Source organism: Polymorphum gilvum SL003B-26A1 (genome assembly GCF_000192745.1).
Classification (GTDB): Bacteria; Pseudomonadota; Alphaproteobacteria; order Rhizobiales; family Stappiaceae; genus Polymorphum; species Polymorphum gilvum.
Genome location: NC_015259.1, coordinates 3334059 through 3348244, shown reverse-complemented (window position 1 = coordinate 3348244; position 14186 = coordinate 3334059). Strand labels below are relative to the sequence as shown.

Annotated in this window: 13 protein-coding genes and 2 tRNA genes; 13 read left to right on the top strand and 2 right to left on the bottom strand. The window is 67.4% G+C overall.

Annotated elements, in window-relative coordinates; genetic code table 11:
* The first annotated feature begins 20 nt into the window (after positions 1-20).
* The gene (locus SL003B_RS15680) at positions 21-1127 is read left to right on the top strand and encodes a DmpA family aminopeptidase (protein ID WP_013653840.1); all 1107 of its coding nucleotides are present in this window, start codon (positions 21-23) and stop codon (positions 1125-1127) included.
* 196 nt (positions 1128-1323) lie between these two features.
* Here the strand turns inward: SL003B_RS15680 and SL003B_RS15675 are convergent.
* Positions 1324-1398, bottom strand: a tRNA-Thr gene (locus tag SL003B_RS15675).
* Positions 1399-1632: 234 nt separating this feature from the next.
* Here SL003B_RS15675 and SL003B_RS23630 point away from each other — a divergent pair.
* The 12 genes from SL003B_RS23630 (at position 1633) to SL003B_RS15620 (ending at position 12811) form a co-directional block, all read left to right on the top strand.
* Entirely contained in the window at positions 1633-1797 is a 165-nt protein-coding gene (locus SL003B_RS23630; RefSeq protein ID WP_169313681.1) for a hypothetical protein, read from the top strand.
* Between the two features lie 107 nt (positions 1798-1904).
* Positions 1905-3194 (top strand): UDP-N-acetylglucosamine 1-carboxyvinyltransferase, encoded by a 1290-nt coding sequence (murA, locus tag SL003B_RS15670; protein ID WP_013653839.1) that lies wholly within the window; start codon positions 1905-1907, stop codon positions 3192-3194.
* Between the two features lie 123 nt (positions 3195-3317).
* Positions 3318-3755, top strand: coding sequence for a DUF2948 family protein (locus SL003B_RS15665; protein ID WP_013653838.1), 438 nt, complete (start codon positions 3318-3320; stop codon positions 3753-3755).
* A gap of 57 nt (positions 3756-3812) precedes the next feature.
* Positions 3813-5108, top strand: a complete 1296-nt coding sequence (gene hisD / locus SL003B_RS15660) for a histidinol dehydrogenase (RefSeq protein WP_013653837.1) — start codon at positions 3813-3815, stop codon at positions 5106-5108.
* Positions 5109-5127: 19 nt separating this feature from the next.
* The gene (locus tag SL003B_RS15655; RefSeq protein WP_013653836.1) at positions 5128-5628 is read left to right on the top strand and encodes a UPF0262 family protein; all 501 of its coding nucleotides are present in this window, start codon (positions 5128-5130) and stop codon (positions 5626-5628) included.
* 5 nt (positions 5629-5633) lie between these two features.
* On the top strand, positions 5634-6086 hold the full coding sequence (locus tag SL003B_RS15650; protein WP_013653835.1) for an arsenate-mycothiol transferase ArsC: 453 nt from the start codon (positions 5634-5636) through the stop codon (positions 6084-6086).
* Between the two features lie 131 nt (positions 6087-6217).
* Positions 6218-6436 carry a translation initiation factor IF-1 gene (gene infA / locus SL003B_RS15645; protein ID WP_013653834.1) on the top strand — a complete coding sequence of 73 codons (219 nt, stop codon included), beginning with the start codon at positions 6218-6220 and terminating at the stop codon, positions 6434-6436.
* Between the two features lie 62 nt (positions 6437-6498).
* On the top strand, positions 6499-7137 hold the full coding sequence (locus tag SL003B_RS15640; RefSeq protein WP_013653833.1) for a Maf family nucleotide pyrophosphatase: 639 nt from the start codon (positions 6499-6501) through the stop codon (positions 7135-7137).
* A gap of 16 nt (positions 7138-7153) precedes the next feature.
* Complete coding sequence (gene yacG / locus SL003B_RS15635) at positions 7154-7351, top strand: DNA gyrase inhibitor YacG (protein WP_013653832.1); 198 nt, start codon at positions 7154-7156, stop codon at positions 7349-7351.
* Positions 7352-7813: 462 nt separating this feature from the next.
* Positions 7814-9427 carry a bifunctional metallophosphatase/5'-nucleotidase gene (locus SL003B_RS15630; protein WP_013653831.1) on the top strand — a complete coding sequence of 538 codons (1614 nt, stop codon included), beginning with the start codon at positions 7814-7816 and terminating at the stop codon, positions 9425-9427.
* Positions 9428-9733: 306 nt separating this feature from the next.
* Positions 9734-9809: transfer RNA gene (locus tag SL003B_RS15625), tRNA-Phe, on the top strand.
* Between the two features lie 308 nt (positions 9810-10117).
* On the top strand, positions 10118-12811 hold the full coding sequence (locus tag SL003B_RS15620) for a cation-transporting P-type ATPase (RefSeq protein ID WP_013653830.1): 2694 nt from the start codon (positions 10118-10120) through the stop codon (positions 12809-12811).
* Between the two features lie 58 nt (positions 12812-12869).
* Here the strand turns inward: SL003B_RS15620 and SL003B_RS15615 are convergent, their stop codons facing one another.
* Positions 12870-14162, bottom strand: coding sequence for a flavin-dependent oxidoreductase (locus tag SL003B_RS15615; protein ID WP_041375585.1), 1293 nt, complete (start codon positions 14160-14162; stop codon positions 12870-12872).
* Positions 14163-14186 lie beyond the last annotated feature (24 nt).

Sequence of the window (14186 nt, the reverse complement as noted above, 5' to 3'; positions counted from 1 at the left end):
CGCAGCGAGGAGGTGACGGCATGCCGACCGGACTATCCGCTCCGACACGCCTGCGCGCCCGCGACTGCGGCATTCCCTTCGACGGCACGCCGGGTCCGCTGAACGCCATTACCGACGTTTCCGGTATCCATGTCGGCTTCTCTACCATCCGCGAGGAGACGCCCCGCCCCGGCCGCAGGCTGCCGGTTCGCACCGGCGTCACCGCCATCCTGCCCCACGCGGAGGAGGGCAAACCCGTTCCCGTCTTTGCCGGCATCCATCGGTTCAACGGCAACGGCGAGATGACGGGCGCGCATTGGATCAAGGATGGAGGCTATTTCGTCGGTCCCGTCCTGATCACCAATACCCACAGCGTCGGCATGGTTCATCACGCTGCGGTCCGCTGGATGATCGATAGGTATGCCGAGGTTTACGAACGCGACGACCATCTGTGGATCATGCCGGTGGTGGCCGAGACCTATGACGGTCTGCTCAACGACATCAACGGCCAGCACGTTACTGTCGATCACGTCTTCGAAGCGCTCAACACAGCGAAAGCCGGCCCGATCGCCGAGGGCAACGTCGGTGGCGGCACCGGCATGATCGCCTATGGCTTCAAGGGCGGTACCGGCACGGCTTCGCGACAGGTCGCCATCGACGGGAAAGCCTGCATGGTGGCTGCTCTGGTGCAGGCCAATCACGGCCAGCGTGATTGGCTGACGATTGCCGGCGTTCCCGTCGGCAGGCGTCTTGCCCAACGCGACCCGGGCCTCGTCGAGCGCGGCTCGATCATTGTCGTGATCGCGACGGAGCTTCCGCTTGCGCCTCACCAGCTTTGCAAGCTCGCGCGCCGTGCCGCGATCGGCATCGGTCGCAACGGCACGATCGGCGGCAACAATTCCGGCGACATCTTTCTCGCCTTCTCGACCGGCAATCCGCATCCGATGCGCCATGAGGCCGGGCCGATCCTGTCGCTGCAGATGGTCAATGACGAGATCCTCGATCCCGTCTATCAGGCTGCGGTCCAAAGCGTCGAGGAAGCCGTCGTCAACGCCATGATCGCCGCCGAGACCACCGGTGGTACCGTGCACGATCGCTATCACATCGAGGCAATCGACGGACGGGAGCTTGCCCGGCTGTTGACATGACCTTGCCGGTCGCCGGGGCAGCATCGAGGCCTCGGCCCTGGTGGCCTTCGCGGGCCCATCCATCGCGACGCGGAGTGGAGGATGGCCGGTGTCGGGTTTCGGAAGTCTTGCCGGCAGCGGCATGCGCGCCGGCCATGTCCATAAGTCGGCAAGCCGAGTTGTCCGAAGAATTCGATCAGGAAATCAATATTTTAGCTGGTGCTGCCGGAGAGATTTGAACTCTCGACCTCTCCCTTACCAAGGGAGTGCTCTACCCCTGAGCTACGGCAGCATGTCATGCCTGACGGCGCAAGGCCGTTTCCCGTGCAGGGTCCACATGTCCTGCACACCGGCATAGTCGCCCCGGGGCAGTGGCTGCGCCCGCGAACGGGTCGGCTTGTGCCACACTTGATCGCCCCGCGCAAGCGCTTATCGGCCTGATTTTCGTGCGCCTTTGTGGACAGCGCAGGCTACCATCTGCTCAACCGGCTTGGAGCTGCGGCGTGGCTGGGATAAAGCTGAAGGAATGAAGGAAAAGGACACCGGAAAGGACCAAGCCGCGGCCGGGCGCGAAGAGCGTCTTGCCGAGGCCCTGCGCGCCAACCTCAAGCGGCGCAAGCAGGCCGCGCGGATGCGAGCGCAAGCGCAGGCGGAGCAAGGCGTCGAGGCGAAGGACGGCGCCAAGGCCTAGGAGCCGGAACCGGCCGGGCCGGTTGCCTTGCGTCCGCCATTGTCACGGTGTAGAGGCGGACCGCAGGCTGTTTCGGAAGTCTGCCAGCAACAAGTCAGGGTGGTTTCATGGACAGCATCAAGATCGTCGGCGGCACGCAGCTCAACGGTGCGATTCCGATCTCCGGCGCCAAGAACGCCGCCCTGCCGCTGATGATCGCGTCCCTGCTTACCGACGAGACCCTGACGCTCGAAAACGTGCCGCGCCTGCGCGACGTCGCCCAGCTCACCCACATCCTGACCAACCACGGCGTCGACTATTCCGTCGACGGCAAGCGTCTCGGCCAGGACCAGCTGACCGGCCAGACGGTGCATCTGCGCGCCCGCGAGGTCGTCGACACCACGGCGCCCTACGAGCTGGTGTCGAAGATGCGCGCGAGTTTCTGGGTGGTCGGGCCGCTGGTCGCGCGCATGGGGCGGGCCCGGGTTTCGCTCCCAGGCGGCTGCGCCATCGGCACCCGGCCGGTCGACTTCTTCATCGAGGGGCTGAAGGCGCTTGGCGCCGACATCGACATCGACTCCGGCTATGTGGTGGCGCAGGCGCCGAACGGCTTGAGGGGCGGGCGCGTGACCTTCCCGAAGGTCTCGGTCGGCGCGACCCATACCCTGATGATGGCGGCCGCACTTGCGCGTGGCGAGACGGAACTGGTCAACGCGGCGCGCGAACCGGAGGTCGTGGACCTCGCCGACTGCCTTGTCGGCATGGGTGCCCGCATCGAGGGCGCGGGCACCGGCACAATCCGCATCCAGGGCGTCGAGCGCCTGTCCGGCCATCGCCATTCGGTCATCCCCGACCGGATCGAGACCGGAACCTACGCCATGGCCGTGGCCATGACCGGCGGAGATGTCGTGCTGGAGGGCGCGCGCGGCGACCTTCTGGAGGCCGCGCTCGACGTGTTGCGGCAGACCGGTGCCGAGATCACCGAGACCAATTCCGGGCTGCGGATCTATCGCAACGGCAACGGCATCGCCTCGGTCGACGTGACGACCGAGCCCTATCCGGGCTTCCCGACCGATCTGCAGGCCCAGTTCATGGCCCTGATGACCCGGGCCCACGGCCACAGCCGCATCACGGAGACGATCTTCGAGAACCGCTTCATGCACGTCCAGGAACTGGCGCGCCTCGGTGCCCGCATCCGCATCGATGGCCATACGGCGATCGTCGAGGGCGTGCCGGCCCTGCGCGGGGCACCGGTGATGGCCACCGACCTGCGCGCCTCCGTCTCCCTGGTCATCGCCGGGCTTGCCGCCGAGGGCGAGACCACGGTCAGCCGCGTCTACCACCTCGATCGCGGCTTCGAACGGCTGGAGGAAAAGCTTGGCCGGTGCGGCGCCCAGATCGAGCGGATCTCGGCCTGACCAACGGGCGGTTTTTCGCCGCAACCCGATTGTCAAAGCCGGCGAGAACCGCTAGGTCACACCCTCGGGGACGAGGGGAAGCCCTCGTTCCCGGGTCGATTCCGGGGACACTGCCGCAAAGCGATGGATCAGCTGAAGCTCGCCGCTCTCGACGAAGAAGACCTTGCCGTGATCTCAGCGCACGTTCAGGACGCGGTCCTGACCGTCGGCGATATCCGCTATCTTCCGCGGGAGAAGAAGGCGATCGTTGCTATGAACCGCTTCGTCTGGGACAAGGCCGCCGACAGACGCGCCGGCACCCATGAGCGCCGCCGGGCGGCGATGGCCTTCTCCCGCGTCATCTGCATGAGGGCGAACCACGTTCGCCAGGAAGCAAAGGACGCCGTGCTGGAGCTTCTTGCCGTCCGGTTCGTGCCGGGCGAGGCGCCGGCGGGAACAGTCCGGCTCGACTTCGCGGGTGGCGGCGTGATCGCCCTCGATGTCGAATGTATCGAGGTCCAGCTCGCCGATCTCGGCGCGGCCTGGGCGACGCCCCGCAAGCCGCATCACGATCTGGATTGAACAGCGGGCGGCGCGGCCGGCAAGCGGTCTGCGTGAGCCCTGATAGGAGACGAGCGCGTGGCCATCCGACTGTCGAGTGACCAGGCCGATTTCGAACCCCGCTTTTCCGCGTTGCTGGCCGGCAAGCGCGAGGTATCCGAAGACGTCGACCTGATCGTACGGGACATTCTCGACGATGTGCGCGCGCGTGGCGACGCGGCGGTCGTCGACTACACGAACCGCTTCGATCGGGTTTCGGTCACCGGCTTCGAGCAATTGACCGTGCGCCAGGACGAGATCGATGCGGCCATCGGCCAGGTTCCCGCCGAGACGCTCGACGCGCTGCGCTTCGCGCGTGATCGCATTCACGCCCATCATGCCCGACAGATGCCGAAGGACGACCGCTACACGGATCCGATCGGCGTCGAACTCGGCTCGCGTTGGACGGCGATCGAGGCAGTCGGTCTCTACGTGCCGGGCGGCCTTGCCAGCTATCCGAGTTCGGTTCTGATGAATGCTGTGCCGGCCCTTGTCGCAGGCGTCGAGCGCATCGCGATGGTGGTGCCGAGCCCGGACGGTGTCCTCAACCCGCTGGTGCTTGCGGCGGCCAAGGTGGCCGGGATCACCGAGATCTATCGCATCGGCGGCGCCCAGGCGATCGCGGCGCTCGCCTATGGCACGCAGTCGCTCGCCCCGGTCAGCAAGATCGTCGGGCCAGGCAATGCCTTCGTCGCGGCGGCCAAGCGGCGCGTCTTCGGTACCGTCGGCATCGACATGATCGCGGGCCCCTCGGAGATCCTGGTGGTGGCTGATGCGGAGAACGATCCGGACTGGCTCGCGGCGGATCTGCTCGCCCAGGCTGAGCACGATCCGGTTGCACAGTCGATCCTGATCACGGACGACGTCGGTCTGGCGCGGGCGGTGGAAGAGGCGGTCGACCGCCAGTTGCGGACGCTGCCGCGCGGCGAGGTCGCCGGCGCGAGCTGGCGCGATTTCGGTGCGGTCATCCTGGTCGCCTCGCTGGAGGAGGCGCTGCCGCTGGTCAACCGCATCGCGCCGGAACATCTGGAACTCGCCGTCGCCGATCCGGAGGCGCTGCTGGCCGGCGTCCGCAACGCCGGCGCCGTCTTCCTCGGGCGTTACACCCCGGAGGCGATCGGCGACTATGTCGGCGGCTCCAACCACGTGTTGCCGACGGCGCGCTCGGCGCGGTTTTCCTCGGGGCTTTCGGTGCTTGACTTTGTCAAGCGGACATCGATCCTTAAGTGCTCGGCGGAGACGTTGCGGGCGCTTGGTCCCGCGGCGATCGCCCTTGGCGAGGCCGAAGGACTTGGCGGTCACGCCCGGTCCGTTGCGATCAGACTGAACCTTTAGCAAGGGACGATCCGGACGGATGGGCGAGGACGGCCGCCAATCGAAGCAGGATGCCTGCGGCAAGCTGGTCGACGTCTTGCTCGACGAGATGTCGATCGCCCGCGCCACGCCGGATATCGAGCATGATCGGGCCGTCGCGATCTACGATCTGATCGAGGAGAACGCGTTCCAGCCGATCGGCCATCCGCCGGCCCGCTTCGTCCTGCGCCTTTCGGTGGTCGAGAAGAAGCTGGTGTTCCAGATCACCACAGAAGCAGGCGAGCATGTCGCGACCCACGTGCTGTCGCTGACGCCGCTGCGCAAGATCGTGAAGGATTACGATCTGATCTGCCAGAGCTATTACGACGCGATTCGCCACGCCACGCCGAGCCAGATCGAGGCCATCGACATGGGCCGGCGCGGGGTCCACAACGAGGGCTCCACCATCCTGATGGAGCGGCTGGATGGCAAGATCGCGGTCGACATGCCGACGGCGCGCCGGCTCTTTACCCTCGTCTACGCCCTGCACTGGAAAGGCTGACCGCTGTGGCCGGGCCGGGCACGCGTCCGACTGCGGTTCTGTTCGCCTGCGGCATGAACGCGGTGCGTTCTCCGATGGCGGCAGCGATCACCCGGCACCTGTTTGCCAACCGGATCTATGTCCGCTCGGCCGGGGTACGACAGGGGGAACGCGATCCGTTCGTTGACGCGGTGATGGCAGAGATCGGCATGGACACCAGCGCGCACCAGCCGAAGACCTTTGAAGATCTTGACGAATCTGGTTTCGATCTGATCATCACCCTGGCGCCGGAAGCGCATCACCGGGCGCTTGAGCTGACCCGTACGGAAGCGGTCGAAGTCGAATACTGGCCGACCATCGATCCGACCGTGGCGACCGGCAGTCGGGAACAGATCCTCAACGCTTATCGCCAGGTGCGCGACCAGCTGATGGCACGGATCAAGAAACGCCTGGCCTGGACACCGTCGCCGAGCGGGTGAAATGGCTGGCAGGAGCGCGTCGGCACGGATTGACGGGCGAAACATGACCCGTGGGACAACTGCGCTGTTCACTTTCTGGGCGCGATCCGTTAGGTTCCCGCCACCTCAAGACGGTTTGACCGGGATACCATATGGCCAAGGAAGAAGTACTTGAGTTTCCGGGGGTAGTCACCGAACTGCTGCCCAACGCGACCTTTCGCGTGAAACTCGAAAACGATCACGAGATCATCGCCCATACGGCAGGGCGCATGCGCAAGAACCGTATCCGGGTGCTTGCCGGGGACAGGGTGTTGGTCGAGATGACCCCCTACGACCTGACGAAGGGCCGGATCACCTATCGATTCAAGTAGGCCAGCGCGTTGTCCCGAACGCCGCATAAGGGGCGTTTCGGCGCCGGACGGACGGAACGATCATGAGCGACACGCCCCCGCTGATCCTGGCCTCGGGCTCCCCGCGCCGCTTGGCGCTGTTGCAGCAGATCGGCATCGATCCGGACCATCTCATCCCTGCGGACATCGAGGAAACGCCGCTGAAGGGCGAGAGGCCGCGCGCGCTCGCCAGCCGGCTCGCCCGCACCAAGGCGGTGACGGTGCGCCGCATCGCCGACGCGGATAGCGACCTCGCCCGCGCCCTGGTGCTGGCCGCGGACACGGTGGTCGCCGTCGGCAGCCGCGTGCTGCCCAAGGCGGAGCTGACGGAACAGGCCGAGGCCTGCCTGTCGCTGCTGTCCGGGCGGGGACATCGTGTCTATACCGGTCTTGCCGTGGCGCTGCCCGGATCGGGGACAGTGCGGCACAAGGTGGTCGAGACGCGCGTGCGCTTCAAGAAGCTGTCGCGCCGCGAGATGGACGACTACGTCGCCTCCGGGGAATGGCGCGGCAAGGCGGGAGGCTATGCGATTCAAGGACTTGCGGGCTGTTTCGTGGTCAAGCTGGCCGGCTCCTACCCCAATGTCGTCGGCCTGCCGCTGTACGAAACGGCGACCTTGCTCGCCTCCGCCGGCTACGACGTGCGCCGCCTGTGGCGGGATCCGCTGAAGATTCCGGCCTGACGGAAAACCTGTCGCCATGGCCGGAGAAAAGAAAAATAGCGAACAAGATAAACGCCGAATGCGGCCGTGCCCGATCTGCTCTAAGTTGTCGACGCTGGAGCACTATCCGTTCTGCAGTGATCGCTGTGCGAAGATCGATCTGAACCGCTGGCTGTCTGAAAGCTATACGATCCCCGTTGTCGAGACGGATGACGCGGTGCCCGACGAAGACTGACGGAAGACTGGATCAAAGCCCGCGTCGGCCTGCCGTCGTTCGGCCGCCTCACCACCTCACGACTCCCTCCGGCATCCCTCCGACATTCCTCCTGCTTGCCTGCGAAAACCGGCCTGAGATGTGCCGATGACCGGCCGATGAGTTGTCCCGATCCGTGCGCTCCGCATGGGCCGCCCGGACTGCCTGCAACTTGGGCAGGGGCTGTGAAAAAAAACTCTTGTGACGAAAAAATTTTCGCTGCCATACTTCTGTCGTGAACCGCGGCCGCCGGTCGGCATCCCCACCCCGACTGCGACCGGTTCGCACGGTCGCCTTCGGGCTTCTGCGACGGGGCGGTGCTTGACGGGGGCGGTGCTTGAAGCGGCCGCCTCGCACCGTCGGAAAAACCGTCGCATCCGTGTGTCAGACTTGAGCCGTCCCGACCGGCTATGGCGGGTCGTTTTTCTTGAGGTGAGGCGAGCAATGAAAAAGCTGTTTCTCGGAGCATCCGCCCTTTTCGCCAGCGTCGCGGTCTGCGCGCCGGCCTTGGCCGACTTTTCGCTGACGATCCTGCACACCAACGATCTGCACAGCCGGATCGAACAGGTGAACAAGTACGATTCGGCCTGCAGCGCGGAGGAGGACCAGAAGGGCGAATGCTTCGGCGGCGTCGCCCGGGTCAAGGCCAAGATCGAGGAGCGCCGCAAGGCGCTGACCGAGGCGGGCCGGAACGTGCTCGTGCTCGATGCCGGCGACCAGTTCCAGGGCTCGCTGTTCTACACCTCCTACAAGGGCAAGGCGGAAGCCGAGTTCATGACCATGATCGGCTACGACGCCATGGCGGTCGGCAACCACGAATTCGACGACGGCCCGGCAACGCTCGCCGACTTCATCGGCCTGGTCGACTTCCCGGTCCTGTCCGGCAACATCGACGTCATCGGCGAGCCGCTGCTCAAGGGCAAGGTGCCCGGCGCCGTCGTGCTCGAGGTCGGCGGCGAGAAGGTCGCCATTGTCTCGACCCTCGCCGAGGACACCGGCGAGACCTCGTCGCCGGGCAAGGGTGTGCGCTTCATCCGTTCCGAGGACTATCTCAAGGGCGTGGTCGACGCTTTCGAGCTGGCCGGCATCAACAAGATCATCGCGCTGACCCATGTCGGCTTGCCGCGCGACCGCGAGATCGCTGCCGCGGTTCCCGGCATCGACGCCATCGTCGGCGGCCATTCGCACACCCTGCTGTCGAACACCGACGACAAGGCCGCCGGGCCTTATCCGGTCATGGTCGGCAATCCGGACGGCGTCGAGGTGCCGATCGTCCACGCCTACGCCTACAGCAAGTATGTCGGCGAGATCGAGCTGACCTTCGACGCCGCCGGCACGCTGGTCTCTGCCAAGGGCGATCCGATCCTGCTCGACGCCTCTGTCGAGCAGGATGCGGCGGTCGCCGCGCGCGTCGCCGAACTCGCCGCGCCGCTGGAGGAGATCCGCGCCAAGGTGATCGGCAGCGCAGACGCGATCATCGACGGCTCGCGCGACAGCTGCCGGGCCGGCGAGTGCCCGATGGGCAACCTCGTCGCCGACGCCATGCTGGAGCGCGTCAAGGGCCAGGGCATCCAGATCGCGATCCAGAACGGCGGCGGCCTGCGCGCCTCCATCGACGCCGGCGAGGTGACCATGGGCGAGGTGCTGACCGTGCTGCCGTTCCAGAACACCGTGGCGACGTTCCAGCTCAAGGGCGCCGATATCGTCGCGGCACTGGAGAACGGGGTTTCCAGGGTCGAGGAGGGGGCCGGCCGCTTCCCGCAGGTCTCCGGCCTGCGCGTCAAGTGGACCCGCGCCCGGCCGGCCGGCGAGGGCCGCATCATCACCGTCGAGGTGCAGGACGGCGACGCCTTCGTGCCGATCGATCCGGACAAGGTCTATGGCGTGGTCACCAACAACTACATGCGCGCCGGCGGCGACGGCTATGCCGTGTTCGCCAAGGAGGGCATGAACGCCTACGACTTCGGTCCGAACCTGGAGGACGTGGTGGCCGAGGCGATCGCCGCCGCCGGTGCCTACCAGCCCTACACCGACGGTCGCATTACCGAGGTGCAGTAGGCCTCGCCCCCTTCCGCCTCTGCGCCGCCGCGCCGCTCCCATTGGTGCGGTGGCGCGTCCTCCCTTCCACCACTGCGGCATGGGTCCCCGCGAGGGGGGCCCGGCTCTGCGCTGCGCTTGGCCGGGGTAACGGTGGGGAGCGCAGGGCGTTGGCCGGAAAGGGAAAATCGGCCGCCGGCCAGGGCGGCGGCAGGGTGGCCCCAAGGCGGCTTCGGGGCGGGAAAAGTTTTGCCGGGGCGCTGGACAAGGTCCGGGCGATTTTCTATAAGACGCGGGCTTCCGGCGGTCGCCCGACCGCGCGAGCAGGCCCAGGTAGCTCAGTTGGTAGAGCAGCGGATTGAAAATCCGCGTGTCGCTGGTTCGATTCCGGCCCTGGGCACCATCCATCTCCTTGAGAAACAGACTGGAAATCGACCAGCAGCCGATTGCGCGACCTGGACGGGCACGCCCGACGATTGCTGGCGCGCCGGTATTGACTGCTGCCGATGCGTGGCCGCGTCGTTTTATCCCGGCCGGCGATTTGGTTTTGCCATGGTCTCTTGCTATGTCTGAAAGCGAACGGGCCGCTCCTTCCGGCAGCCCGGGCGCCGGTGATCGCGGCTGCCGCAGGGCGGTTGCGGCGCCTCGCGCGTGACCGACCGACCGGCCGACACCGCCCAGCCGACACCGCCCAGCCGACACGGAGACGACATGGCCGAGGCCTATCACGCAAAACCCGCCGACGACGTGCTTGCGGCGCTCGAGACGAGCGCCAGCGGATTGAGCCAGGAGGAGGCGGAGGCGCGGCTGCGCGCGCACGGGCCGAACCGGCTGCCCGAGGCGAAGAAGCGCCACGTGGTGCTGCGCTTCCTCGCGCATTTCCACAATGTCCTCATCTACGTCCTGCTCGCCTCCGCGGTGATCACTGCGGCGATGGAGCATTTCGTTGACACCGGCGTGATCCTGGCGGTGGTGATCGCCAATGCCATCATCGGCTTCATCCAGGAAGGGCGGGCCGAGAAGGCGATGGAATCGCTGCGCAGCATGCTGGCGCCCAAGGCCGCAGTGCTGCGCGACGGCACCCGCCGCAGCGTCGACGGCCAGGATCTGGTGCCCGGCGACATCGTGCTGCTGGAGGCGGGTGACAAGGTGCCGGCCGACATGCGGCTGCTGCGCGTGCACGGCTTGCAGGTGCAGGAGGCGATCCTGACCGGCGAATCGGTGCCGGTGGAGAAGGCGACCGCGCCGGGCGCGGAGGATGCCCCGCTCGGCGACCGCAGCGCGATGGCCTTCAGCGGCACGCTGGTGACCGCCGGCATCGGCCGCGGCGTCGTGGTGGCGACGGGGGCGAAGTCGGAGATCGGCCGCATCAGCAGCCTGCTGTCGGAGGTCGAGGTGCTGACGACGCCGCTGGTGCGCCAGATGGACGTCTTCGCCAAGTGGCTGACGGTGCTGATCCTGATCGTCGCCGCAGTGCTGCTGCTGTTCGGTTATTTCGTCGAGCATCACGAGTTCGCCGACATGTTCATGGCGGTGGTCGGCCTGTCAGTGGCGGCGATCCCGGAAGGCCTTCCGGCGGTGCTGACCATTACCCTGGCGGTCGGCGTGCAGGCGATGGCCAGGCGCAACGCCATCGTGCGCCGCCTGCCGGCGATCGAGACGCTGGGCTCGGTGTCGGTGATCTGTTCCGACAAGACCGGCACGCTGACCCGCAACGAGATGATGGTCGCCTCGGTTGCCGTCGATCGCGACCTGTTCGTGCTGGAGGGCGAGGGCTATGCACCCGAGGGCGCGATCCGGCTGAACGACCGGGTGATCGAGGGCCGCGACCACGCCCTGCTGCAGGAACTGGCGCGCGCCGCCGCCCTGTGCAACGATGCCGAACTCCACCTCAAGGAGGACGGCTGGATCGTCGAGGGCGACCCGATGGAGGGCGCGCTGCTGGCGCTGTCGGGCAAGGTCGGCCTCGATCCGCGCGCCGAGGCCGACGCCTGGGCCCGCACGGACGCCATTCCCTTCGACGCCAAGCACCGCTTCATGGCGACGCTCAACCACGACCACGAGAGGCGCGCCTTCGCCTTCGTCAAGGGCGCGCCGGAGCGCATCCTGGCGATGTGCGCCGAGCAGCGGGCGGCCGACGGCGGCACACAGGCGCTCGACGACGACCACTGGTACGAGACCGCCGAGGCGATCGCGGCACGCGGCCAGCGCGTTCTGGCCTTTGCGGTGCGTCCGGTCGAGGCCGATCACACCGTCCTGGACTTCTCCGACGTCGAGGGCTCCCTGATCCTCGTCGGCCTGGTCGGGCTGATCGATCCGCCGCGACCCGAGGCGATCGCGGCGGTCGCCGAATGCCGAGAGGCGGGCATCCGTGTCAAGATGATCACCGGCGACCACGCCGGCACGGCGGCCGCGATCGGACGCCAGATCGGACTGGAGAACCCGGACAAGGTGCTGACCGGGGCCGATCTCGACGCCCTTGATGAGACCGATCTCGCCGCGGCGGTGCTCGACACCGACATTTTCGCCCGCACCAGCCCCGAGCACAAGCTGCGCCTGGTCATGGCGCTGCAGTCGCACGGGCTGACGGTGGCGATGACCGGCGACGGCGTCAACGACGCCCCGGCGCTCAAGCGCGCCGATGCGGGTATCGCCATGGGCCGCAAGGGCAGCGAGGCGGCCAAGGAGGCGGCCGAGCTGGTGCTCGCCGACGACAACTTCGCCTCCATCGCCGCGGCGGTACGCGAGGGCCGCACGGTCTACGACAACATCAAGAAGGTGATCAGCTGGACGTTGCCGACCAACGCCGGCGAGGCGATGACCATCATCGTGGCGCTGCTGTTCGGCATGACGCTGCCGATCACGCCGATCCAGATCCTGTGGATCAACCTGGTCACAGCGGTGACGCTGGGGCTTGCGCTCGCCTTCGAGCCGACCGAGGAAAACACCATGCGCCGGCCGCCGCGCCCGCGCCACGAGCCGATCCTGACCGCGCATCTGGCCTGGCAGATCGTACTGGTCTCCGGCCTGTTCTTCGGCGGCGTGTTCGGCGTCTATGCCTATGCCACCGACCGCGGCTATCCGCTCGATCTCGCCCGCACCATGGCGATGAACACGCTGGTGGTGATGGAGATCTTCTACCTGTTCTTTGTCCGCAGCCTGTACGGGCCGTCGCTGACCTGGGCCGGCCTGCGCGGCACGCCGATGATCTGGACGATGGCGATCTCGGTGACGCTCGCCCAGTTCGCCATCACCTACGTGCCGCTCATGCAGCGCATCTTCGGCACCGCGCCGGTTCCGCTCGCCGACGGGCTGCTGATCGTCGGCGTCGGCGTGGTGCTGTTCGCGATCATCGAGGTCGAGAAGAAGCTGCGGCTGGTCGCCGCCGGCGGCACGCTGCGCTGAGGCCGGCCGGCGCCGGCCTTCTGCCCGCCCATGTTGCGATGCCGCGGCGTCCGGCCGGTCAGGCCGGCACCGCGACCCTGGCGCCCGGCGCGATCGTCGGCGGAGCCGCGTTGAGCGCCTCCATGGCGAAGCCGGCCGCCGCCTTGTAGCCGGCCATGAACGCGGCCCGCTCGTCGGGCGGGATGACGGCGTCGATATCGTCGAAGGCGCCGCCGCAGCGCTCGTCGACGAGGTTGAGCAGGCCGAACGGCCCGGCGCCGCGGTTGCGCAGGATGACCTGGGAGATCGGCCCGCACAGCCTGTCGTCATAGGCGGCGAGCGCCTCGGCGGTCACGCCGTGCTCGACCAGGCAGGCGCCGAGCACGCGGGCGTCGACGATCGCCTGGCTGGCGCCGTTGGAACCGGTCGGATACATGGCATGCGCCGCATCGCCCATCAGCGCCACCGGCCCGTCGCGCCAGGTCGGCACCGGGTCGCGGTCGATCATCGGGTTCTCGTAGGCAACGTCGGCGCCGCGCAGCAGCGCCGGCACGTCGAGCCAGTCCCATCGCCAGTCCTCGAAATGGGCGATGAAGTCGTCGATGGCGATCGGCCTGAACCAGCCGCTCGCCTTCCAGCCTTCCGAACCGTCGACGGTGACCTCGGCGATCCAGTTGATCGTCGCCAGGCCGCTCGCCGGATCGGGATGGGAGATCGGATAGATGACCATGCGCTGGCGGTGCGTGCCGAGGCCGACGAAGGACGAGCCGGTGCGGATCGGCCTCGCCTGCGTGGTGCCGCGCCACATGATCGCGCCGCCCCAGTGGATCGGTGGCTGGTCGGGATGCATCTGCGCGCGCACGGCAGAATGGATGCCGTCGGCGCCGATGAGCAGCGTGCCCGTCTCGCGCGCGCTCGAGCCGTCAGCGCGCTCGATGAGCGCCGTCACGTTGCCGTCGGCGTTGGTCTCGTAGCCGGTTACCCGGCAGCCGAGCCGGACCGCCCCGGCGCCGGCGCGGGCGACCAGCGTGTCGTGGAGCAACACGTGGAACAGGCCGCGGTGGACGGCGTATTGCGGCCAGCGGTAGCCGGCGAGCAGGCCGCGCGGCTCGCAATAGATGTCGTTGCCGTTCAGCCCGACCAGCGCCCATTCCTTCGCCGGCAGGCCGACCCGGTCGAGGGCGTCCGTGCCGATGCCGAGATCGCAGAGCTCGCGCACGGCGTTCGGCTGCAGGTTGATGCCGACGCCGAGCGGGCGCATCTCCCGCACGCTCTCGAACACCACGCAGGGCACGCCGATCTGATGCAGAGTCAGGGCCGTGGCAAGCCCACCGATGCCGCCGCCGGCAATCATCACGAGGGGTCGGCTCATCTCTCTCCCGTCCACTCAACAAGG